At 62.6% G+C, this 22,002-nt stretch carries 15 protein-coding genes; 5 read left to right on the forward strand and 10 right to left on the reverse strand.

Translation table 11 applies throughout. The features are described from left to right. Window positions 1-11 precede the first annotated feature (11 nt). Together ACFCU0_RS10715 and ACFCU0_RS10720 are read right to left on the reverse strand one after the other, a co-directional pair. Window positions 12-1,310, reverse strand: coding sequence for an SGNH/GDSL hydrolase family protein (locus tag ACFCU0_RS10715; RefSeq protein ID WP_434973665.1), 1,299 nt, complete (start codon window positions 1,308-1,310; stop codon window positions 12-14). Between the two features lie 19 nt (window positions 1,311-1,329). Next, a complete protein-coding gene (locus ACFCU0_RS10720) occupies window positions 1,330-2,793 on the reverse strand; it encodes an OmpP1/FadL family transporter (RefSeq protein ID WP_434973666.1) in 1,464 nt (487 codons plus the stop codon). Between the two features lie 457 nt (window positions 2,794-3,250). On the opposite strand from ACFCU0_RS10720, the gene ACFCU0_RS10725 reads away from it, so the two are divergent. The 4 genes from ACFCU0_RS10725 (at window position 3,251) to ACFCU0_RS10740 (ending at window position 8,485) form a co-directional block, all read left to right on the forward strand. Beyond that, window positions 3,251-3,556, forward strand: coding sequence for a hypothetical protein (locus tag ACFCU0_RS10725; protein ID WP_434973667.1), 306 nt, complete (start codon window positions 3,251-3,253; stop codon window positions 3,554-3,556). A gap of 608 nt (window positions 3,557-4,164) precedes the next feature. Continuing rightward, window positions 4,165-5,163 carry a D-alanine--D-alanine ligase family protein gene (locus ACFCU0_RS10730; RefSeq protein ID WP_434973668.1) on the forward strand — a complete coding sequence of 333 codons (999 nt, stop codon included), beginning with the start codon at window positions 4,165-4,167 and terminating at the stop codon, window positions 5,161-5,163. 209 nt (window positions 5,164-5,372) lie between these two features. Next, a complete protein-coding gene (locus ACFCU0_RS10735) occupies window positions 5,373-6,548 on the forward strand; it encodes a KamA family radical SAM protein (RefSeq protein WP_434973669.1) in 1,176 nt (391 codons plus the stop codon). A gap of 152 nt (window positions 6,549-6,700) precedes the next feature. Then, a complete protein-coding gene (locus ACFCU0_RS10740) occupies window positions 6,701-8,485 on the forward strand; it encodes a hypothetical protein (protein WP_434973670.1) in 1,785 nt (594 codons plus the stop codon). 48 nt (window positions 8,486-8,533) lie between these two features. Here the strand turns inward: ACFCU0_RS10740 and ACFCU0_RS10745 are convergent, their stop codons facing one another. From ACFCU0_RS10745 to alr, 7 genes are all read right to left on the reverse strand, one after another. Then, window positions 8,534-8,857, reverse strand: a complete 324-nt coding sequence (locus ACFCU0_RS10745; protein ID WP_434973671.1) for an ArsR/SmtB family transcription factor — start codon at window positions 8,855-8,857, stop codon at window positions 8,534-8,536. A gap of 99 nt (window positions 8,858-8,956) precedes the next feature. Then, on the reverse strand, window positions 8,957-10,783 hold the full coding sequence (locus ACFCU0_RS10750) for a S8 family serine peptidase (protein ID WP_434973672.1): 1,827 nt from the start codon (window positions 10,781-10,783) through the stop codon (window positions 8,957-8,959). Window positions 10,784-10,943: 160 nt separating this feature from the next. After that, window positions 10,944-11,570, reverse strand: a complete 627-nt coding sequence (locus tag ACFCU0_RS10755; RefSeq protein WP_434973673.1) for a hypothetical protein — start codon at window positions 11,568-11,570, stop codon at window positions 10,944-10,946. Window positions 11,571-11,788: 218 nt separating this feature from the next. Continuing rightward, window positions 11,789-14,023 carry an alpha-ketoacid dehydrogenase subunit alpha/beta gene (locus ACFCU0_RS10760; protein ID WP_434973674.1) on the reverse strand — a complete coding sequence of 745 codons (2,235 nt, stop codon included), beginning with the start codon at window positions 14,021-14,023 and terminating at the stop codon, window positions 11,789-11,791. Window positions 14,024-14,472: 449 nt separating this feature from the next. Further along, the gene (locus tag ACFCU0_RS10765) at window positions 14,473-15,939 is read right to left on the reverse strand and encodes an ATP-binding protein (RefSeq protein ID WP_434973675.1); all 1,467 of its coding nucleotides are present in this window, start codon (window positions 15,937-15,939) and stop codon (window positions 14,473-14,475) included. Window positions 15,940-16,179: 240 nt separating this feature from the next. Next, window positions 16,180-16,893: a response regulator transcription factor gene (locus tag ACFCU0_RS10770; RefSeq protein ID WP_434973676.1), complete on the reverse strand. Its 714-nt coding sequence runs from the start codon at window positions 16,891-16,893 to the stop codon at window positions 16,180-16,182. A 293-nt stretch (window positions 16,894-17,186) separates the two neighbouring features. Beyond that, entirely contained in the window at window positions 17,187-18,578 is a 1,392-nt protein-coding gene (gene alr, locus ACFCU0_RS10775; RefSeq protein WP_434973677.1) for an alanine racemase, read from the reverse strand. A gap of 390 nt (window positions 18,579-18,968) precedes the next feature. Here alr and ACFCU0_RS10780 point away from each other — a divergent pair, with 390 nt between their 5' ends. Further along, entirely contained in the window at window positions 18,969-21,335 is a 2,367-nt protein-coding gene (locus ACFCU0_RS10780) for a DPP IV N-terminal domain-containing protein (protein WP_434973678.1), read from the forward strand. Between the two features lie 117 nt (window positions 21,336-21,452). On the opposite strand, the gene ACFCU0_RS10785 is transcribed toward ACFCU0_RS10780, so the two are convergent. Further along, window positions 21,453-21,977, reverse strand: coding sequence for a carboxymuconolactone decarboxylase family protein (locus ACFCU0_RS10785; protein WP_434973679.1), 525 nt, complete (start codon window positions 21,975-21,977; stop codon window positions 21,453-21,455). Between the last annotated feature and the right edge of the window lie 25 nt (window positions 21,978-22,002).

Genomic DNA, 22,002 nt, shown 5'->3' on the forward strand with positions numbered 1-22,002 from the left:
TGCCTCCGGTTCTACTGCTGCGGCGACGGAATATCCGGCGCGTTGATCGTCTGGAGAGACGTGCCGTACGTCTCGTTGATCTCTTCGACCAAGAGGTTCGTGACGACCTGATGCGTGCCAGCACTCGGATGCACGCCGTCTTCGCTGAAGAACTGCCCGAACGTCGGGCCGTCCGTGTTCGGGAATTTCGGCACGAGATCGTCCGAAGGATCCGCAGGCGTATTCGAGCCTGCCGCGTACAGCGCCTGGAGCGCCGGGTTGACGTCCACGTACCCCCATCCGCGCTGGTCGGCCTGGTCCTGAATGAACGCGTTGAATGCGGTCAGCCGTGCAACAATCTGCTGCGCTTCCGCGCCCGTCAGGATGATCTCCGGTGCGGAGGCCGGGTCGCACACGAGCGTTACGTCTTCCCCCTGGAGAGCCCGTTCGTTGAACAAATTCCCAAACCCGTAAGAAAAGGGCACGCGGGATGCAGCGCCGCTACCGCCTGCGTCGCACGACGCGTCGACCGTGTAGCTTCCCCAGGTTTTCGACGTATCATTCGCCGCGATCTGTTGCCCAATCTGATTCAGCTGGGTTTCGGCCGCTGCATATGCAGGACCGGGCGACAGATTTGGGATAAATGCCACGTTCGCAACGGAGATCAGGACGCCGCGTTCGACGTCGCCGTCCGTGAGGTTGTCCAGAATATCGCCGTACTGCGACTCAAAGTCATCCACGGGCGTCATGCGATCCGGATTGCCGCTGAGGGCGGCGCCGAGGACGTCGTTGTTGCCGATCCAGATGCTGGCAAACGTCGGGCTGGCGACGAGGGCCGTCTCCGCCTGCGTCCGGTTCCCCAGGATCAGGCGCGTGAGCGCGGAGGGGTTTGCGACGTTGGGATCGTTGCTTAGGACGTCCACGGTGGCCGCGCCCGGGACCGCGACGTTATTCAGTACGAGCGTGGAGGGAAGGGACCGTAATGAGCAGTCACTGCGACTTGTGCCGCCGACGCGCTCCTGGGTAAGAATATCTGTGAATGGTGCGGGACAACCGGGTTCGCGGATTGCGGGGATATCAAACGGCGTCCCCATCTGGTCCGCCAGCAGTACGGCATAGGACTCATTCTGCGTGGTCGTGCTAATGCCATCGGACTGGAATCCGGCGGTGATGCTATTGCCGATCGACACGTAGCGATCGAAAATCGGATCGACGGATGACTGTCGGGGATCGGTGTCGGAGAGGCTGTCGCTATCGCACCCGGCCACGAAAGGCAGCGCGAACGCAATCAGCAGCAGGCCCCAGGCAGCGGAGCGGTTGAAGAAAGACATATCGGTTCGCATGGGTGGTTTACAGATGGACGGTGAGCGTCAGGCCGACGAGGTGCGCGTCGAAGGAGTACAGCCCTTCGTTGAGTTCGCTGAGGGAGTTGACGGATTCGCCGGGACGGACATCCCGGACGCGGCCGGCACGGTCCGCCTGCCCGAGGTACTGGTAGGCGGCGTTTACTTCAAACGCATCGACCGGGCGGTACCCGAGGCCGACGGTATAGTGCGTGCGGTCGTTTTCAGGTAGAAGCGGCGTCACCGTTGCCGCGGGGGCGGCAGCCGTATTAAAGATGAAGCCAGCACGGGCATCGAGGTTGTCCAGTACATTGTACTGGGCACCGAGGCGGACGCCGTGCGTGTTCTCGTAATTGAGCTCACGCTCGGTGTCCAGTGCGGACGGTTCTCCCGGTTCGAGGTTTATGTCCTCGAAATCCAGCGGGATGGCGCCAAGATCCGACCAGCTCGTCCACTGGTAGTCGGCCATAACGCTCAGATCCGTCGTTGCGTCGAAGCTGACGCCGACAACGAGCTGGGCCGGAAAGGTGATCTCGGTCTCGATCCCCTGGTCAACGAGCGTTCCGGTGCCTTCAGAAAACTGCGTCTGAGCGAGCACGGCGTCGATCCCGGTTCCATCGGGCAGGATGATGCCTGTCGGAATCTGGTTGAAGGTCGCGTCGCCATCGAAGGTTACTTTGATCGGCGTGGTAAATCGCGCCGCGAGCGAGAGCCGATCGGTCGCGTCGAACGTGGCGCCGACATTGGCGCCGAATCCGATTTCGTTATGTCCCTCCAGCTTGACGTCGACGAACGCCGTGTGGTGCGGGACACCGAGTTGGGCGAACGGCGTGCCGGTAGGAGCTTCCTGCCGGGACAGGTCCTGGCGCTGGTTCAGCTCTACGCCGGCGATCGCGACGATCGGGCCGCCGCCGACGCGAAGCCGTTCGTTGATGCGATAGGAGATCGTCGGCTGCACGTAGATGGCCTGGACGCCACTGTCATAGCCTTCGAAGGCACCGTCGAATGTGGGCTTCCACTCGGTTGACAGCCCGTACGGAACGAAAATGCCGAGACCTGTAGCAAGGGACGGGTTTACTTTGTAGGTGAGGTAGGCGTGGGGGACGAGGATAGGGCTGTTTTGCAGGTCACTCACCTCGCCGGTGAGCCCACTCGTGTAGTCGCCCTGAGCAGCCACCATGGTGGCGCCAGCAGAGAAGACCAGTCCGTCGTTATCGACGATGTTGGCTGGATTGAAGTAAATGGACGATCCGTCGCCACATCCGTCGGCGACGGTCGCACCGGCTCGTGCCATGGCACAGGCGCCCTGTTCGAAAACACCGAAGCCCTGAGCCTGGACCGAGGCGGCCGGTGCAGCAAGCCAGATCAAGAGAGCGAACAGAAGTCCGAGGCATGCACGCGTAGCGCGCCCTGGAGGCGGCACGCATGCCGTGGCCAAGGGGCTGGAAGCCCCGAAGGTTGGAGACGGCATGAGACAGAGGGGAGAATGGTGAGGAGCGAAGAACGTCGAAGTCGACGCCATAGGGTGCCGGAAGCCGGCGGGAACGCACCGATTCGCGATCGAAGATCATCCGCGCGGGTAGGGATGTACCGGACCCGGGCGGCGGATCGAAAGCGGTCGTTCCGAAGGAGGGGATGAGCGATCCGCAAGTAATTAACGGTGTTAACGAATTGCAACCAGAATGTCCGTTCGGAGGATGCATCCTGCAATTCTTCGTGCTCCGCGGCAGTGGCCAGGGTCGTGCCGTGCGTGGGGTGCTGTTTGACAACGGATGCCCGGGTCCGGTCGGGCGCCGCGACGAGTGACCCGGTCAACAATGTTCACCCCCGGTCCGTAGCAGGGCGTGATCCATTCCGGTCCGACCATCTGCTTCATCGTATGATTGGACGGACCGGCTGCACCGACCTCTCACCGGATACTCAGGGTTATGAGCATGACGCAGAAGGCCATGATCGTCAAAACCGGTCCAAACGGCAATGACGGTCTGGAGGAATTGAATATCGAACTGGAGCGCGGGTGGGTTGTGGTCGATGTGGCATCCATGGGCGGAGCCGGCGGTGCAACGGATGAACCCGTGGTTGCAGCCCTCGTGATCCTGGAGCACCGCGACCGCCCGGACGTCGAGCCCGAGATCGCAGCAGAGGCCGTGGACATCGAGGAGGGGGAGGCCGAAGAGGTCGTCGATGAGGTCGTCGACGAAATCGACGAGGTCGTTGAAGGGGATGGGATATGAGGGCGAATGTTGAATGGTGAATGTTGAATGGCGAATGGTGAATTGAGAATGGTGAATGGTGGATTTCGGAATTCGTTGGCTCGTTGACTCGTTTGACCGTTGACCGTTGACCGTTGACCGTTTGTTCGTTCGGCCGTTTTCGGTTGGCTCGTTACGACTTATCGGCTTCGAGTTGGGTGTCGTTAGTTGGGATTCGAGAGCACGATGATTGACGAAATCGGACGCTGCGATACCATCAACATCGGTAACACTTTGCCTCGGCAACATCGGTAACACGTTTCCATGTCGGTCAAGGGGTCGCAGCGACGGACAGAGATGCCAAGTGCATGCATCGAGGTGAGAATTGACCGTACAAGAGGGCCACGATCTGTCGCTTCGGGCGAGATTCAATGCATCGCATGATGCGGGCATCCAACGGCCAGAAGTCCGGTTTATTCACGATCGTGCCCAGCAGGGCTCGCGGAACGTGCCGGAGACGAGCGCACAAGCTGGTTCGAGTGTCACCCAAGTTGCCGAGGTGATCTGTTACCTATGAACCCAAGGCACACCCCGGAACCCATAACTCGGTACCCGTAACCCAGAATCCTGAACCTTGAACCTCTTCGCCCATGCGCATCGGTCTGATTTACGATGTCTTCGAGGACTACCCGTGGCGTGACGGGGAGCCGTCGGATGCGGATGCGGAGTACGAGCCGGTCGATACGGTCGACGCGCTCGCGGGAGCGGTGGAAGCGCTGGGACACCGGCCGGTTCGGGTCGGGACCGCCTTCGACCTCCATGCCAGACTGCAAGAGGGCCTGGACATCGACGCGGCCATCAACATCTCGGAGGGCGCGCGGAGCCGAAATCGGGAGGCGTACGCTCCCATCCTCCTCGAAATGGCAGACATCCCCTGCCTCGGTTCGGATGCATTGACGCTGTCTGTGACGCTGGACAAGGCATGGACGAAGGATATCGTGCGTGCCGCCGGGGTCCCGGCACCGGTGCACCGCGTGTATGGAGGCGTTCCCGATATCGACCCGGACGACGTGCCGCCCTTTCCGCTCTTCGTCAAACCACGGTATGAGGGCTCATCGAAAGGCATCCAGCCGTCCAGTCGCGTCGACACTCTTCAAGAGCTCCGAGCCGAGGTCGGACGCCAGACCGGTACCTACGGGCAGGATGTGATCGTGGAATCCTTCGTTCGGGGCGGCGGTGAGTACACGGTGGGCGTGATCGGCCACGACCCGCCGGAAGCGTTGCCCGTGCTACAACGGGCGGTGGAGACGACCACGGGCATCGGTCTGCACGCACTTGAGCATCGAGGGGCCGTCGAGCCGACCGAGGAATGGCAGTACGAGCTCGCGGGCGATCTAACGCCGGAGCTTGAGTCGTCGCTTCAGAACCTCACGCTCCGGACCTTCGACGCGCTGGATTGCCTTGATTTCGCACGCGCGGACGTTCGAGTGGATACGGCCGGTCAGCCCTGGTTTCTGGAGATTAACCCCCTACCCACGTTCGCCCCGGACGGTACGTTCGCCATTGCGGCCGAGCTGATGAATACGCCGTACGACGATTTCCTTGCGGATGTCTTCGACCGAGCCCTTCGGCGATTGCAGATCGGCTGAGCGACCCGCATAGATCGCTCCCGGCGCGGGAATGTCGGCGTCAGATTCCCGGCGTTATCTCGGCGCCCGTTTAAACCCGCGCCGACCCGGTCAGGGCTGTGTGGAAAGCACGGCAATCTCCTGAATTCCTCTCCCTGTTCGGCAACGTTCGGCAATGCCGGCGCGTAGATTCACTCGCATTGAACCCGTCCACCCACCCCGACCCTGCGATGCCCGACGCCGTCATCTGTCCACCCGCCGTGGATCGCGACGAATGGACCGACTGGCGCTGGCAGATGCGCAATCGAATCCACAGCCTGGAGGCGCTACGGGCGTACATCGATCCGACCGACGCAGAGGTGAAAGGGATCGAGCAAACAGAGGGCGTGTTCCGGTGGAATATCACGCCGTACTACGCGCAGCTGATGGACCGCGACGACCCGTCGTGTCCCATTCGCCGCCAGGTTGTGCCGACGGTTCAGGAGCTGGAGCCGGACCTCGTCGGGGTGGAAGACCCGCTGACAGAGGTCGCGCATTCGCCGGTTAAGAACCTGATTCACAATTACCACGATCGCGTGGCGTTCTGCGTGACGGCTGAGTGCGCGATCTACTGTCGGTACTGCCTGCGCAAGCGGATGGTGGGAGACGCCGACTTTTTTATGCGTACCGGCGAGCTGCAGGAGGCGATCGACTACATCGACGCGCATCAAGAGATCCGCGACGTCCTGCTCACCGGAGGCGACCCGCTCACATTCAATGAAGCGCACCTGGAGTGGCTATTGTCTCGGCTTCGCGCCATCGACCATGTTGAGATTATCCGTTTTGGGTCGCGGATGCCGGTCAAGTTGCCGTACCGCATTACGGGCGAGCTGTGCGATTTGCTCGCGCAGTTCCACCCGATCTGGATCAACACACACTTCAACCACCCGAAGGAGTTGACCGAAGACGCCGCCGCGGCCATCGCCCGTCTCGCCTCCGCCGGCGTTCCGGTGGGAAATCAGACCGTGCTCCTTCGTGGCATCAACGACGACGTGGCGACGATGAAGGCGCTGAACCAGGGGCTGGTCCGGATGCGTGTTCGACCCTATTATCTGTACCAGGCGCAGCTGATCGGTGGGACGGCCCATCTCCGCACCCCGATCGAAACCGGAATGCACATCATGCGGGAGCTCCGGGGCCGGACGACGGGCTTCGCCATCCCGGATTACGTGCTTGACACCCCACACGGGAAAGTGCCGCTGCACCGAAGCTACGTGCAGGGGCGTGCCGGCAATCGCGTCGTGATGGAAACGTACGACGGTCGTTTGTGGGCTGAGCCAAATCCGATTCCCGACGACGTAGAGGTTCCGTTCCGGCTACCGGAGATTGAGCTTCCGACCGACGCAGACACGATCGATACGGATTGAGACGTTTCCCCGGTCCATTGTCACGCTTTCCCGTAGCCTGTTTCGATCCCGTGTGTCCCCGTATCCCTGGTTGACATTCCCCGCCGATCGAAATAGATTTAACGCTTGATCTCCTTCTCTTCCGATGGCAGGTCTTGCCACCCCCCGCTCGCATGATCCGTGCCTTGCTTGTCGTCCTTGTTGTTCTGATCGCCGTCCTGGCGTTCTGGCTGGATCATACGTGGGTCTATGCCTTGTCCGGCCTGTCGCTCCTGGCGGCACTGGGATGGGCGGCCGTGTACGGGTGGCGGGAATACCATCGCCGCCAGCGGAAAGCCGCACGCGAGACCCCGGACCGTGAGCATCGGCTTCAGGATTTCGGCATTGTGTCGATCCGCCCGCAACAAAACCAGCCGCCCCGTGCCTCCGGCGGCAGCGGTGCTGAGGCACATACCCAGACGTCGGGGAGCGCACCGACTTCCCGCCATGGAAGCCACGCGGCGAATCGAGATGGCACGCCGGAACGACAGCCTGCGGGGGCGTCGCCATCGGTCCCAGGGCGTGAAGCAGGTGGGCGTGGAAACGTCGCCGCCTCCGCTGGTACGGCGACGGCATCCACGCAGGTGTCGGACCCATCGGCGCCAGTAGCCGCGGAGGAGGCTGACGAGGCCGACGATGCCGACACCGACGCGGAGACCGGAGCCTCTACGAGTACGGCAGCCATCACGACCACCGACCCGAGCCGAGAGCCGGTGCTGGTCCCGCTTGTCGAGTCGCTCCGCGCCGCCGTCGATGCGCACTCGGTGTGCCTCCTCGTGCAAGAAGACGTCGTTCTTGAATATCACATCCGCGCGATCGCGAGCCGTTCGGCTGACGTCAAGCGGGACGGCGTCTTTTCCACGAATGACCCGCTTCTGACGGCGTCCATGTCGCGACAACCGATCAGCGTGCGCCGGATCGAGGGTGGACGCGATGTGGTGGCGGGGTACCTGCGTTACTACGATGAGCCCCCGTCCATCGACCACATCGCACTGGCGCCGGTCCAGCTCCGTGACACGGCGACCACCACGTTCATGCTCGTTGATGCGACGGAAGAAAGCGATCTTGGCGCTCCCAACGCCCGCGCGATCATCGAGCAGTACGCCGAAACCGTCGCGCTCGTCCTGCAGTCGAAGGCGTCGGCATCAACCCGCTCGGAGGAGGAACAGGCACCGGTCCACGGGGACAGCTCCCCGTCGCGTACGGGCACGCCACGCGTCCGCGAATCGGACCCCGTTCCGGACGACGCCGATGAGCATCCGGATCTATTCTCCGGCGCTGCGGAAATCTCCGGCGACGGTCCCCAGGCAGACGACACCGCCGACGCGACCCCGTCGCCGTCCCGAGACGACGATCGGCATGCGGGTGAACCAGCGGACGGGCGGCATGATGACGAGCGGCCGGCCGGATCGCCGACGCCTGAAATGGCGGAGGACGAGCCCGAAGCCGAACCGGTTGACCATGGGGAGACGCAGCCGGACGACGGGAAGCCCCGGCCGCGCGGAGAAATCATCGCCGAAGAAATGGAGGCTGCCGACCGAGTCGGCTCACAGCTGGCGCTCGTTCTCGTGCATCTTAACCGGGCTGAGGCCATCGCACGTGCCGGACACGAGGCGGTAGTCTCGGCAGAGGAGACGCTTCGCTCGCGGCTAAAGGAGGCGTCGCCCGAGCAACGGGTGGTTCGTTTCGGAGAGCTTACGTACGGCGTCTTTTACCACGGCGGTCTCCACGAGGTCGAGCCCTGGGCGGTAAACCTGCAGCAGCAGATGGATGCTGCCACGGGCGAACTGGAGGGAGGGGCAAGCATCGGCGTTGCTTTCAGGCGGCACCGGCACGAAACGCCGGCGTCGCTCCGCGCGGACGCGACGGAGGCACTTCGCGAGGCGTACGAAACCGGCACGTGCACGATCGTCGAGTGACGCCGGCACGTGGGTCGGGCTGCGTTTCCCGGCCTGAAGGCACGTCGCTTACGCGTCCGTCGTGATGCTTTCTTTCGGCTCCGTCAGAAAAGCATCGAAGGATACGCGCATGTCGCGCAGGGTGCCACGGTCAAGGCAGTAGCAGGACCGCGGACCGTCTGGCGTCACCCGGACCACGCCCGCGTCCTGCAGCACCCGGAGGTGCCGGGAGACAGTGGACTGGGCGAGGGGAAGGGAGGCGACGATGTCCCCGCAGATGCACTCGTCGTGCTGGGCGAGGTGGCGAATGATCGCCAGACGCGCCGGGTGGGACAGTACCTTAGCGCGGTCTGCAAGGTCGACGAGGGATTCGGAAAAGTCAGGCGAAGGCATAGCGGCCAGGACAGCAGTCGGCGTGGAAGTCGGCGGGGGAATCAGGGGCCTGCGGCTCGTTTTATTATCTGCAAGCAGCCGGGACGGGGGAGGCACCCATCACGGCGTTGCGGCGGCGGTTCGGGCTTCCGCCGCACGGAGTGCCTGAACGACGTTGACGATGCCGCCGCTGGAAGACAAAGAGGCAAACGGCACCTGACGGTCACCCCCCGGCGTCACGACCATCTGATCCGGAAACTGGGTCGTCGACTCGAGCACGATGCGACGAACCTCCGTGGCCGAAAGCGCAGGGTAATGCGCCATGAGCAGAGCAGCCACACCGGAGACCATCGGAGCCGCCATGCTGGTCCCGGGATACCGCTCGTACTGATTATCTGGCGTGGTCGAGTAAATGTCGACCCCGGGCGCGAACACGTCCACCCGCGCCGGTCCATAATTGCTAAAGGAGGCTGCAAGCGACGTTTCTCCCTTCCAGGACGACGCCCCGACCGTGATCCATCCCTCCGGCGACGTCCCGTCCAGGTACACCTCGGAGGGGAAGTTGTCCGTTGAGTCCACGTTGGCTCCGTCATTCCCCGCCGCGTGAATCATCAGAACACCCAGCGAATCCGCATACCGAACGGCAGCATCCACGACCTGCTTCTCCGGAGAGTAGTCCTTGCCAAAGCTCATGTTAATGATGTCGGCTCCGTTGTCGGCGGCGTACCGGATCGCGTTGGCGACGTCTTTATCGCGTTCATCTCCATTCGGGACGGCACGAACGGCCATGATCCGGGTGCTCTCGGCGATGCCGTCGATGCCGGTCCCGTTGTTGCGCTCCGCAGCAATGATGCCGGCAACGTGGGTTCCGTGCGACGCATCCGGCCCGGTCACGTCGTTGTTGCCGTAGAACCGCTCCGTCAGGTCGTCGGGGTTGTCACCTACGATTGGTCGCGGGTCGAATTCGAGATCGTACCCGTAGCGCAGCTGTTCTTCAATGTCCGTCTTGTATTCCTTGATGTCCTCCAGGCGGAGGTCGTTCTGCGCGAAATGGACGAAGATGTCGCGGGCCTGCTGCAGGTCGCGACGGGGAGAGGAGAGGCCGCGCACAGCGGACAGGGAGAGCGAGTCGCTCCCGAGGGCCTGCTTCAGCATCTGCGTCGCGTACTGCATGGCCTCATATGCATTGCGCACGTTATTGTATTCCTGCCGCTTGCTCGCACGCATCTCGTCAAGCTTGGCCTTTAGGCGCTGGTAGCGCTCGTAGTCCGCCCGGTACTCGGGTCGAACGGAAGCCGAATCAACATCGGCGAACGTTTTACTCAGATCTCGGACGATGCGCGTGAGCTCCATCGGCGCGTGGTCTACGTTCTCGCCGTCGGGCCCGCCGAGGAAATTCCAGCCGTGGATGTCGTCGACGTAGCCGTTGTTATCGTCATCCACGTTGTTGCCGGGAATCTCGTCTTCGTTCGTCCAAATGTTGCCGTCGAGATCCTCGTGATGGATGTCGATGCCGGAATCGATGACCGCGACGATGACGGTTTGCTTTGGTTCGCGCCCCTCTAGGACGGTCGCATACGCCTCGTCCGTGCCGATGCCGGGGGACGTGCTCTCGCCCGGGCTGCGGTGCTGCCAGTCTTCCGGCGCAGACTCCGCCACGTCTGCGAGGGTCGGCTCCGTCTCATTCGGCGTGTCCGGGGGCGGCTGCTCTGACGTCCCGCGATCGCTGGCCGACTCCGATGTCGCCCGACGGGAGGCGTCCGTCTGCGACGTATCGGCTTTGGATGCTTCCGTCCGTGCGGCCGCAGCGTCCGACGGCTGCTCAGTGTCCGGCGACGAGGCCGGGGCGTCGCCGGCCTGCTGACCGGATGCAGCCGGTTGCGAGGAGCTACATCCTGACAACACGGCGATAATGAGCAGGAGGGCGAGAAGTCGTACCTTCGTCATGGTGGGCGGAGGTGAGGGACGTTCTGTGAAAAAAGAGGCGTTGCACGACGCCTGTAACAGGAATCCTTTACCTGAACCAGGAGGGGATGTTGCGGCCCTGACGTGCGCAGACGGTACCTGCGCAGACCGTACCCGTTCAAACGCTACGCCACGTGCGGGTTCAGGCGAAAATTGGGACCGGGAGCTCGTGGGGCATCTCGGGTGGGCCGAAGTGCTCCTCCTGAAAGCCGCCGAGCCGGTCCCGCGTCTCCCTCGACAGTCGCTGCATGATTTCGTTCATCGCCTCATGGCCGATCACGAGCGGGAGATGCGTCATGAGCATTTCGCGCCCGACGCAGTGGCCGATCAACTGGTATTCTTCGAGGGCCTCAATGGGCGTGCCGCTCACGATGCAGCGGTCCATCCAGCGTTCGGGGTCCGGACCGCTGGTGCCCGCGCCGCCGTTTGCGCCGGTCTCGGGAAACGGTCCCGGAGCGTTTTCCGACATCAGAAGCGCCGCCCGCTGGTAGAGGTTGGCTCTTTCCAGGAAATACGTCTCCAGAGCCCGCTTCGACGCGTCGGAGATCTCGTCCTGGAGATCGGCATGGCAGCGGAGGCAGAGTGCGTACTCGAAAATCACCTCACGTACGTCGTACTCCGGGTGTTGCCGTACTGCCTTTTCGACGAGGTATTCCGTGTTCCTATCCAGAAGAGACCGGTCGCAGACGAGACACGTTTCGATGGGCGCGTCCGTCTCCGTTGAATAAAATGCCGGCGGGATCGGAATGCGGGTGGGGAGAAAAAACATGACGGAAGCGCCGGGGGAGAGGCAATGCCGGTTAAGAGGCCTCGGAAAGCCGGGGACCAGGTGCATCGATCGACCGGACCGGGTGTATACCTAACTTCGGTTCGGGGCAAGGGATTCATTCCGCGCAGGATGCGCATGCAAAAAAGCGGCGCCGTATGAAAACGACGCCGCTTGATGCCATGGCTTCCGAGCGGTGGGTTTCCGTATGCAGGTGCTGGTTAGAATGCCAGCAGGTCGCGCGCGGCTTCAAGGATGCTGCTATCGCTTGGCAGGACCTCTCGTTCGAGGGAATGTGCAAACGGAATCGGGGAGAAGTCGCCGGCGACGCGGCGAACCGGTGCGTCGAGATACGTGAACGCGATGTCCGCGATCTGCGCGCTGATTTCTGCGCCGAAGCCGATAAACTCGTGATCCTCGTACACGACGAGTGCACGGTTCGTCTTTTTCACCGACTCGATGACAGCGTCTGAGTCGAGCGGTGTGATGCTCCGAAGGTCGATGATTTCAACGTCGAAGCCGTCTTTCTCAAGCTCCTTCGCAGCCTTCTCCGAGAAGGGGACCATTTTGCCGTATGTGATGATCGTCATGTCCTCGCCTTCGCGCACAGTTCGAGCTTTCCCGAAGGGCAAGGCATAGTTCTCGGGTGGCGTGGGGGTGCGAGCGGCTGCGTCCCGGTAAAGTGCTTTGTGCTCGAGGAAGAGCACGGGATCCTGGGAGCGGATGGCCGTTGTGAGAAGGCCCTTGGCGTCAGCCGCGGTTGCCGGCATCACCACCTTGAGCCCCGGCATGTGGCCAAAGATGGACTCCACGTTCTGCGAGTGGCAGAGTCCGCCGTGAATGTAGCCGCCGCAGGGGACGCGAATGACCATCGGACAAGCCCAGTCGTCATTCGATCGGTAGCGGAACGGAGCGACCTGGTTGCGAATCTGCTGCATAGCCGGCCAGATGTAATCCGCAAACTGAATCTCCACGACCGGCTTGAAGCCGCTGGCTGCGAGTCCAACCGCTGTGCCGATGATGGACGCCTCGGCGAGGGGAGAGTTGAAGCAGCGATCCTCGCCGAACATGGCCGTGAGGTCTTTCGTCGCCGTGAACACACCGCCCTTTTCGCCGGCAACGTCTTCGCCGTAGACCAGGATGCTCTCATCGCGCGCCATCTCTTCCTTCAGCGTGCGGTTGACCGCGTCCACCAGAACCATCGGATCGGCGTCGGGGTCGAGGTCTGCCTCCGAGCTGTACTCGATATCGTCGTCGTCTTCGAAGTAGACGTACTTCGTGGCTGTGTCGGGCGACGGGTCGGCCTGTTGCTTCGCCCAGTCGGCCGCTTCGTCGACCTGTTTGCGGACGTCGTCTCGCATCTCGTCGGCTTCGCCGTCGGTCAGGAGACCGGCGTCGGTGAGGGTATGCTGCAGGCGATCGATCGGGTCGATGTCCCGATCGGCCTCGAGTTCGTCCGGGGTGCGGTACTTCGAGTGATCGTCGGAGGACGAGTGCGGGTACAGGCGCACCACGTCCGCGACGAGGCAGACAGGGCCCTTGCCGCTGCGGATGTGGTTCATCGCCGCTTCGGCCGCGGAGGCTGCAGCGAAGAAGTCGGTGCCGTCGACGCGCATTCGCGTTAGGCCGTCGTAGCCACGGGCCAGCTTGTAGGCGGTGCCGCCGGCCGTCTGGTCTTCGACCGGGACGCTAATAGCATACTTGTTGTCCTGCACGAAGAAGAGGACCGGTGCCTGCCGCCGGGTGGCCCAGTTGAGGGCTTCGTGGAAGTCGCCTTGCGACGTTGCGCCGTCACCGCAGGAGGCGTATACATAGTTGTCTTCGCCGCGCTGCTGAATCCCCATAGCGAACCCGAGGGCCGGCAGGAACTGAGCACCGACCGATGACGAGGTTGTCATGACGTTCAGGTCTTTCAGGCCGAAGTGCTCCGGCATCTGGCGGCCGCCGGAGTTCGGGTCGTCTGCCTTGGCGAGGTGAGCCAGAAGGGCATCTTCGGGGCTCATGCCGAGGGTGAGGGCCATGCACAGGTCCCGGTAGTAGAAGCAGAACCAGTCGTGTCCGGCCCCTTGTCCCGGCCGAGAGTGCATGCCGATGGCGGATTGTGCTGCCTCGTGTCCGGCGCAGCCGATGTGGAAGTGGCCTTTGCCCTGTTTGAGGAGCGTCATCATCTTCTCGTCGAGCCGGCGCGACAGCATCATCGTCCGCAGGCGGGCACGAAGATCGTCGGCGTCGAAGTCGTCCGGCGTGAGGGTTTGGACCTCCAGATCGCCTTCGTATGTAGGCGCCGCCGGGAAGGCGTGGCCGTTCGACGCATCGTTCGGGGCCTCGCCCTCGGCGTGTGCATCCGGCGCGGCGAGACCGTCGGGCGCAGAGCCCGAGTTGGCTTCCGCGGTGCTCGGCGTCTCTTCGTGCACGTCGGGCGACTCCGGCTTCGACTCCGGCGAATTGCTCATCATCTCCATACCTATCGGGCCAAATTGCGTCCATACAGAGCGGGATCCCGAGTCCGGCGCGATCGATCGACCCGCAGCCACCGGGGGCGGCCAGCGGCACGACGCGGTCGACGACACGGGGCCGGATCCGTCCGGAACTCGGACGGCATCGACGGCGCACGGACCGGGGCGAAAGGAGGCGTCTTCGGGGGCGAAGCGCTTCCATCCAGTGCGTCAGATACGCAGCATGCGCATCGGTGCCAGGTCGGTATACGACCCGAAACCAAGATCAAATATAGAGGTGGACGTCCGGAAGAAAAAGGCAGCCCCCGCGGTCACGCGGAGTTTTCACGGGAGGGGGGACTGGCTGTATGTTCAAGGTTCAGGGTTCAAGGTCTCGGTTCTTGAAACCTACTTCAGGACGGTACCCCACGACCCACACCACAGACCCCACACCCCAGAACCCCCAATCCTCAATCCTCAACCCCCACCTCATCCGGCACGCCGGCGTAAGGGAGTTCGAACCAGAAGCGTGTGCCGCGGCCTTTGGTGCTTTCGACGTGTGGGTTCTCTCCGTGGGCCTGAAGGATCTGCTTGACGATGCTGAGGCCGAGGCCTGTGCCGCCGCTGTCGCGGGAACGGTCGGGGTCGACGCGGTAGAAGCGGTCGAAGATCCGGGACAGGTGCTCCTCGTCGATTCCCTTGCCGGTATCGATGACCTCGATGCGGACCTTGTCGAGGCGTCGCTGCACCCGGCAGCGAACCGACCCGTCATCGGTGTAGGCGATCGCGTTGTCGATGAAGTTGACCAGCACCTGCCGGATGCGATTACGGTCCGCGCTGACCAGGTACCGTGGAATGTCGACGTTCAAGTCCAGCCCTTTCTTCTCGGCTTTCGGTCGGAGCATCTCGCTGACCTCATTGACGAGGTCTTTGAGGTCGAACTCGCTGCGATTGATCAGATCCTCCCGATACTCGAGCCGGGCAATCTCGATCAGGTCGTTGAACAGGTTCTGCAGACGTTCCAGATTCGTCAGGGCCTTTTCGGCGTATCGTTTTCGCATGTCGTCCGACAGGCGCGGAGTGCCGAGCGCTTCGAGGTACCCGCTGATGGCAAAAATCGGGTTGCGGACCTCGTGCGAGACGTTCCCGATGAACTCTTTCTGGAGGGCGGTAAGGCGTTCCAGTTCCTCGATCTTCTCCCGGAAGGCATCGGAGGCCCGGTTCAGGCTTTCTGCCACATCCTGGAATTCAGCCGCACGGGAGTCGATGCGAATCCGGCCCGTGATGCGTCCTTCTGCGACCTCGCTCGCTGTATCGCGGATTCGTTTCAAAGGCGTGGTGACCTGATAGGCAGCGATCCAGCTTCCGATGATGGAGAGAATGAGGGCGAGAACCATTCCAAGGATCAGAACGATCTGCGTCCGCTGCGCGAGCTCGTACAGCGGAGGCGTGGGCTGGCCGACCTGGATGATTAGATTCGCCGCGGGCCGGTAGAGCGCAGCGTAGAATACGGTTTCGCCGTCCGGGCCGATGTGCTCGGTGTAGCGCGATTCCGGGGCGTCGATCGCCGCGAGGCGGTCGGGGTCGATGAGCGTAGAGTCGGAGGCCTGCTGTTCGCCGTTCGGATCGTAGTAGACCGTGTCGGGCGTAGCGACGGAGATGTGAAGGTCGGTCAGTCGGCTGAGCTCTTGGACGATTCTCAGGCGCGCCTGCGGGTCCGGTTCGTTCTCAATCTGGACGGCAACCCGTTCGGCCTGATCACGGAGAGTTTGCTCCATGGCCGAGCGCATCTCCGCCGTCAACACGAGGACCACGTAGAGGGCAACCACGACGACGGCGGTACCAACGAACAGGGCGAACGTGAGCACCATCCAGGTCTGCGTGGAGGCGCGATCCGGCAGGAACCACTCGCCGAGTCGATTGAAAGGGGACGGCATAAACTGGGGGCGGGAGGGCGTTCGAAACGATGAGCATGCGCATGATACAAACGAAAGCCCGTAGCGCCAATCAAGGGGCTACGGGCCGTGTGTCTTCGCACGTAGACGATGTCACTCGCACCCGGATATCTGCGGGTGCGTGACCCAATCTACGGACGAGGGATCGGGAAATCAGAAGGCATACGCGCCTCCCGGAGGCGTCGTCGGCCCGCCGGGAGAACGGCCCTTCCAGTCCGAGCACTACGCTTCGGCGGATTCTTCCTCGCGAACGAAGCGGTACCCGACGCCGCGCACCGTCTGGATGTGCTTGGCGAACTCGCCGAGCTTCTCCCGAAGGTTCTTGATGTGGGCATCGACCGTTCGCTCGGTCACCATCATCGCGTCCTTCCAGATCGTCTCCAGAAGCTGCTGGCGCGTGAAGGCCTTGCGCGGGTGACGCACGAGGTAGCGGAGAAGCTCAAACTCGGTGAGCGTCAGTCCGAGGTCCTCGCCGTTCAGTTCGGCGCGGTACTCGTCCTCGTAGATCGTGAGGTTGTCGACCTCGAGAATGTTGCTTTCCTCGACGCCGGAGCGGCGAAGCACGGCTTTCACGTGAGCCACCAGGACCTGCGGGGAGACCGGCTTGGTGAGGTAGTCGTCACCGCCGAGCATGAGACCTTCGATCTGGTCTTCTTCCTCTGTCTTTGCACTGAGGAAGACGATCGGAATCATTTCCGTCTCGACGCGCGAGCGGAGGCGACGGCAGACTTCGTACCCATCCAGCCCCGGCAGCATGATGTCGAGAACGATGAGGTTGATGTCGCTGTCGGCTTTCTCAAGCGCTTCCTCACCGTCGAAGGCGGTCTCGACGTTGTAGCCCTCTTCCTGAAGGAAGTGGCCCACGACTTCGACGACGTCCTTTTCATCGTCGACGACGAGGATATTGATATCGGCGGGATCTGCAGTAATCGGCATGGGTGGATACGGATTCAGTGGTGGGAGATACCGAATCGTGTTGACGAGGCAAGACGGGCGGTCGGGCACGGCCCGGGGCGCATCGGACGTCGGACGTCGACGGCGCCGGACACGGGGACGATCGCCTGGGGGCAACGCACGGGCCGGAAGACCCCGCGAGGATTCATCTTGTCGTTACACTGGATTCATTGCGCAGAGGTCCATGACGGCCTCGGCCGCGGACCTGATATGCGTTACGTTGTCGTTTTCAGAGCGATAATGCGGAGTGCGTGGGATCGGGTGCAGCGCGGGCTTCACGATCGGCCCATAGCGGTCTCGTTGGGTGTCTCGGCATCGACATACGCTCGTGGGACCCGCCGCGAGAGGTTACAGCAAATCTCGTACGGGATCGTGTCTGCCCAACGGGCGATGTCGTATGCTGTCGGGCCGCCGGGGCCGAAGAGGGTGGCTGCATCACCGACCTCGATCCGCCGCGCCAGAGGGCCATCCGGCGGGCCGAGGTCGACCATGCACATGTCCATGCAAATGGTGCCGACGACGGGGCGGAGCTCGCCGCCGATTCGAACGTGCGCGCGACCGCTGACAAGCCGCGGGTACCCATCCCCGTACCCGGCGCCGAGCGTGGCCAGCCGGGTCGGGCGGTCGGCAGTCCAGGTTGCACCGTACGAAACTGAGGTACCGGCATCGACCGTGCGGACGTGGGTCACGCGGGCGTGCAACGCGAGGGCGGGACGGAGCGTCATGGAGGCATCGGCCTCGCTCAATGCATGGGTCGGCGCGAGGCCGTACAGGGCAATGCCGGTACGTATGTATGCAGGGGCGTCGGACGCAGCACGGTGTGCGAGCGTCCCACTGTCCGTGAGTAGGGCGCCCGTATTGTCGGTGTGAAACGACAGCGACAGGCCGAGGTCTCGGCGAAGAGCCTCGAATCGCGTACGCTGCGTTTCGGTGAGCGCATGACCAGGTTCGTCTGCCGTCGCGAAATGGGTCCAGAGGCCCTCGATCGTGACGCCGGGCGCCCTGCGAAGCCGGTCGACCGCCTCCGCCACCTCGCCCGGGGCGAGCCCAAGGCGGCTCATGCCGGTGTCTACCTTTAGATGGACGTGCAGGCGCGCACCGCGAGCGGAATCAGCGATCCGGCTGGCGACGTCCGCAGAGGACACCGTAATGTCCAGGTCGTAGGAGTCGCAGATAGAGAGGTCGCCGGGGAGGGGCGCTCCCAGCACCAGGATCCGCCCGGTGATGCCGGCCTCTCGCAATTCGACACCCTCCCTCGGCCGCGCGACGGCAAACGCCTCTATCCCTTCGTCTTGCAGAACTGGAGCCACGCGTGCAGCGCCGTGGCCGTATGCATCCGCTTTGACGACGGCCATCAGCCCGGCCGGAGCCACGCGTTTCTGCAGGGCCAACACGTTGTGGCGAATAGCGGACAGGTCAACCTCCGCGTAGACGGAGCAACCGCTTTCGTCCTTATTCGACGTACGCGGTGCAGCCCCGGCAGACGAGGGTCCGGCTTGTGGATCGATGTGGGGCGGTGAGGCGGAGATAACGAATGCGAGACTTTCATTTTGCGGTTGCAGACTCCGTATAGGAATACCATCCGCCGATGGTTCCGCCCGATCCTGGCCGCTGAGGCGAGACTCTGTGAAGATGGAAACGCAAACTGCACACGAATCCAACCACACGTTTACATGCGGTCGGGGAGCACAGGGGGCAAAAAGTCAGAGCGCCCGGACGGATTTCTCCGCCGGGCGCTCTTCCCCACAGGGTCGATGAAAAGAAGTGCGTTCATCGGAAAGAAATGACCTCGTCGGCGTCCCGGCCGAGGAGGGAAGGAGGTTCGACTCGAAAGTCGGAACCTGCTTCATTTACCTAACCGAGAAAGCCCGACGTTACCGGACACCCTGAACATCAATTTCATTTAAATGCCGCTTGGCGCGGGTCAGGCCTCTCGCTACCTTCGGCCTACGGCGTGCATGGCTGTGTTCTTGAGAAAAGAGCATATGGGGGATACATTCTCGAGAGGAGTCCGTACCCGCACCCTGTTCATCGTTCCGCTCTCCCCCGTCCCTTCTATGCTACGATCTCGCTTCCTCGCCACCCTCGCGTTGCTATGTCTCTGGGCGGCGGGTCCGTCCGTCAGTCCGGCGCAGCAGGCTGCCGAGTCCCCGCCCGACCTCACGCTCCGCACGATCCACGCCGGCAACGAGTTGTCTCCGAAGACCTTCGAGGGCGGACGGTGGACGGATGAAGGGCCGGTGGTAACCTACATCGAGCCGGTCTCCGGTAGCGATGCCACGCACCTCATGCGGTTCAACCTCGAAACGGACGAACGCACACAGATCATCGACGGCACAACGCTCCGGGCAGACGACGTCGACCGCCTGATTCAGATCGAGGGGTACGAGTACAGCCGCGACGGCTCAAAGGTCTTGCTGTACACCGACTCGAAGCGGGTCTGGCGGCGCAATACGAAGGGCTTTTACTACGTCTACGATACGGAGACGCAAGCGCTCAGCCCGATCGCGGACCGCGACGACGGGTACCAGATGTTCGCCAAGTTCAACCCGGATGCCACAAAGGTGGCATTCGTGCGAGACCGAGACCTTTACGTGGTCGACCTCGAAACGGGCAATGAGACGGCCTTAACGACGGACGGAACGGACGGCTCCATCATCAACGGCACGTTTGACTGGGTCTACGAGGAGGAGTTTGGTCTCCGTGACGGGTTCTCCTGGAGCCCGGACGGGGCGCACATCGCTTTCTACAAGCTGGATGAAACGGACACGCGCGAGTTTGCGATGACGAATTTCCGTACGCGGTATCCAGAATACGAGCGGTTCCGCTATCCGAAGGCAGGCGAAGTGAATAGCGAAATCAAGGTCGGCGTGGTGGACATGTCGGCCGTAGACACAACGAGCGCCGGGCAGCCGGAGGCCATTCAATATTTTGAAACGGAGACCTGGGATCCGGAGCTGGACAAAGAGACGGAAGCCTCCGATCCGACGGAATACATCTCTCGCATGGGCTGGACGCCCAAGATCGACGGGCGCCACCACGTCTGGATGTTTCGGATGAACCGCGGGCAGAACCGGCTGGATGTTCTTTACGGGAATCCGTCGGACGCTTCGACCCAGACGATCCTCCAGGAAAACCTCGACACCTACATCGACGTCGAGGACGGCAAGCTGCAGTTCCTGAACGACGGCGAGCACTTCGTCTACCTGTCCGAGCGGACCGGCCACAACCACATCCATCTTTACCGGAATGACGGCACCTACATCGGCCCGGTGACGGATGGGGAGTGGGAGGTGACGAGCTTCCACGGGATCGACGAAGAGAGCCTGCAGGCATACTTCACGTCCACGAAGGCGAGCTCGATTGAGCGGCAACTCTACCGGGTGGGTGTGTCCATGGGCAAGCACGAGGCCGCGATGGAGCCGGAGCGCGTGAGCCAAGAGCCGGGCTGGCACTCGGTCAACATGTCCAACGACCTTCAATATTACATCGACCAGTACTCGAACGCTACGACGCCTCCGTCGTGGACGCTCCACCAAGCGGACGGCACGCTGGTGACGACGCTGCAGAATAATGACTCGCTTCGAAATACGATCGATGCGCTGGATTTGCCCGCACCATCCTTCACAACGATGCCGGGGGCGGACGACACTCCCCTTAATACGTATACGGTGAAGCCCAACGACTTCGACGCCGACCGGCCCCACGCCGTGCTCATGTACGTATACGGTGGGCCCGGCTCGCAGACGGTCACCGACCAGTGGGGCGGGCGCCGGATGCTCTGGTTCCAGTACCTGGCCGAAACGTACAATGTGGTCGTCGTGAGCGTCGACAATCGCGGTACCGGCGGGCGGGGCAAAGCCTTCCAAGACATTCCCTACCGCGATCTTGGAACGCCCGAGGCGGCCGACCAGATCGCTGCGGCACAGAGCCTGGCCGACTCTTCCTGGGTCGACGCCGACCGTATCGGCATCTGGGGTTGGAGCTACGGGGGCTACATGACGCTCATGTCCATGCTGACCGGCGACGGGCCGTCTACGTTCACATCGGGGCTCTCCGTCGCGCCGGTCACAGACTGGCGCTTCTACGACACCATCTACACGGAGCGATACATGTCCACGCCGCAGAACAACGAGGCGGGTTACGAGCGCGGCGCGCCGCTGAATTACGCCGACCAGATGACCGACACGCAGGACCTCATCATCGTGCACGGCGACTACGACGACAACGTCCATTTCCAGAACAGTGTTCAGATGGTGGACGCGCTTCAGGAGGAGAACAAGCAGTTCAAGTTCATGATGTACCCGGGACGAAACCACGGCATTTACGGTGGAAACACCCGGCTGCACCTGTTCACGATGCTGACTGACTTCATCGAGGAAAGCCTGGTCGAGGAAGAACCCATGATTGGTGCAACGGACTGACACGGCAAGTTCGGTCGTTTCGCCTTTCCACCCCGGGCCAAAACGAACGGCTCCGTCCTCTTGACCAGGGCGGAGCCGTTTCGTCATTGGCTGAACGGATATTGCCGAATCCGCGAGTCACCCGAGAAACGCGTCGTCGACCTCTGTACCGGCGATGTGGTTTATGTAATTGCTGATCGTCTTGACACCGATTAACCCGACGATCTCGTACAAGACGTCCCGCTCGAGTCCCTCGTCCGCAAGTGCCTCTTGATCTACCGTCGAGAGCCACCCGCGTTTACCAAGAATGCGCCGCGTGGCCTGAACGAGCCGACGATAGCGGGGATCGTCCGGCAGGCCGCCGGCGACGATCGTCTCGACGACATCTCCGGTAAGACCGGCGGCGCGTCCGGCCGCGGCATGCGCTTTCGTGCAGTAGTGGCAATCGTTGTACGACGAGATCGCCAGAATGACAACCTGCTCTTCGGCGTCAGACAGTACGCCTTCACCGAGGGTGGCGCCGGCATCGAGATACGCCTTCGCAACCGCCGGACTGTGCTCGCTGATTTCTGTAATCAGATTGGGCACCATGCCGAAGGTCTCACGGGCCGTTTCCCGCACCGTCGAAGCGTCGATGGGTGCAGCGTCCGTTGTCGTGCTCATGGAATGCTTGGTCGTGTGCGTAGGA

The sequence above is a fragment of the Longibacter sp. genome (assembly GCF_051155795.1).
Classification (GTDB): Bacteria; Bacteroidota; Rhodothermia; order Rhodothermales; family Salinibacteraceae; genus Longibacter.

What these genes read in the sequence shown, in the direction of transcription:
- ACFCU0_RS10715 (WP_434973665.1), bottom strand. Translation starts at nt 1,310, where the DNA reads ATGTCTTTCTTCAACCGCTCCGCTGCCTGGGGCCTGCTGCTGATTGCG.
- ACFCU0_RS10720 (WP_434973666.1), bottom strand. Translation starts at nt 2,793, where the DNA reads ATGCCGTCTCCAACCTTCGGGGCTTCCAGCCCCTTGGCCACGGCATGC.
- ACFCU0_RS10725 (WP_434973667.1), top strand. Translation starts at nt 3,251, where the DNA reads ATGAGCATGACGCAGAAGGCCATGATCGTCAAAACCGGTCCAAACGGC.
- ACFCU0_RS10730 (WP_434973668.1), top strand. Translation starts at nt 4,165, where the DNA reads ATGCGCATCGGTCTGATTTACGATGTCTTCGAGGACTACCCGTGGCGT.
- ACFCU0_RS10735 (WP_434973669.1), top strand. Translation starts at nt 5,373, where the DNA reads ATGCCCGACGCCGTCATCTGTCCACCCGCCGTGGATCGCGACGAATGG.
- ACFCU0_RS10740 (WP_434973670.1), top strand. Translation starts at nt 6,701, where the DNA reads ATGATCCGTGCCTTGCTTGTCGTCCTTGTTGTTCTGATCGCCGTCCTG.
- ACFCU0_RS10745 (WP_434973671.1), bottom strand. Translation starts at nt 8,857, where the DNA reads ATGCCTTCGCCTGACTTTTCCGAATCCCTCGTCGACCTTGCAGACCGC.
- ACFCU0_RS10750 (WP_434973672.1), bottom strand. Translation starts at nt 10,783, where the DNA reads ATGACGAAGGTACGACTTCTCGCCCTCCTGCTCATTATCGCCGTGTTG.
- ACFCU0_RS10755 (WP_434973673.1), bottom strand. Translation starts at nt 11,570, where the DNA reads ATGTTTTTTCTCCCCACCCGCATTCCGATCCCGCCGGCATTTTATTCA.
- ACFCU0_RS10760 (WP_434973674.1), bottom strand. Translation starts at nt 14,023, where the DNA reads ATGATGAGCAATTCGCCGGAGTCGAAGCCGGAGTCGCCCGACGTGCAC.
- ACFCU0_RS10765 (WP_434973675.1), bottom strand. Translation starts at nt 15,939, where the DNA reads ATGCCGTCCCCTTTCAATCGACTCGGCGAGTGGTTCCTGCCGGATCGC.
- ACFCU0_RS10770 (WP_434973676.1), bottom strand. Translation starts at nt 16,893, where the DNA reads ATGCCGATTACTGCAGATCCCGCCGATATCAATATCCTCGTCGTCGAC.
- ACFCU0_RS10780 (WP_434973678.1), top strand. Translation starts at nt 18,969, where the DNA reads ATGCTACGATCTCGCTTCCTCGCCACCCTCGCGTTGCTATGTCTCTGG.
- ACFCU0_RS10785 (WP_434973679.1), bottom strand. Translation starts at nt 21,977, where the DNA reads ATGAGCACGACAACGGACGCTGCACCCATCGACGCTTCGACGGTGCGG.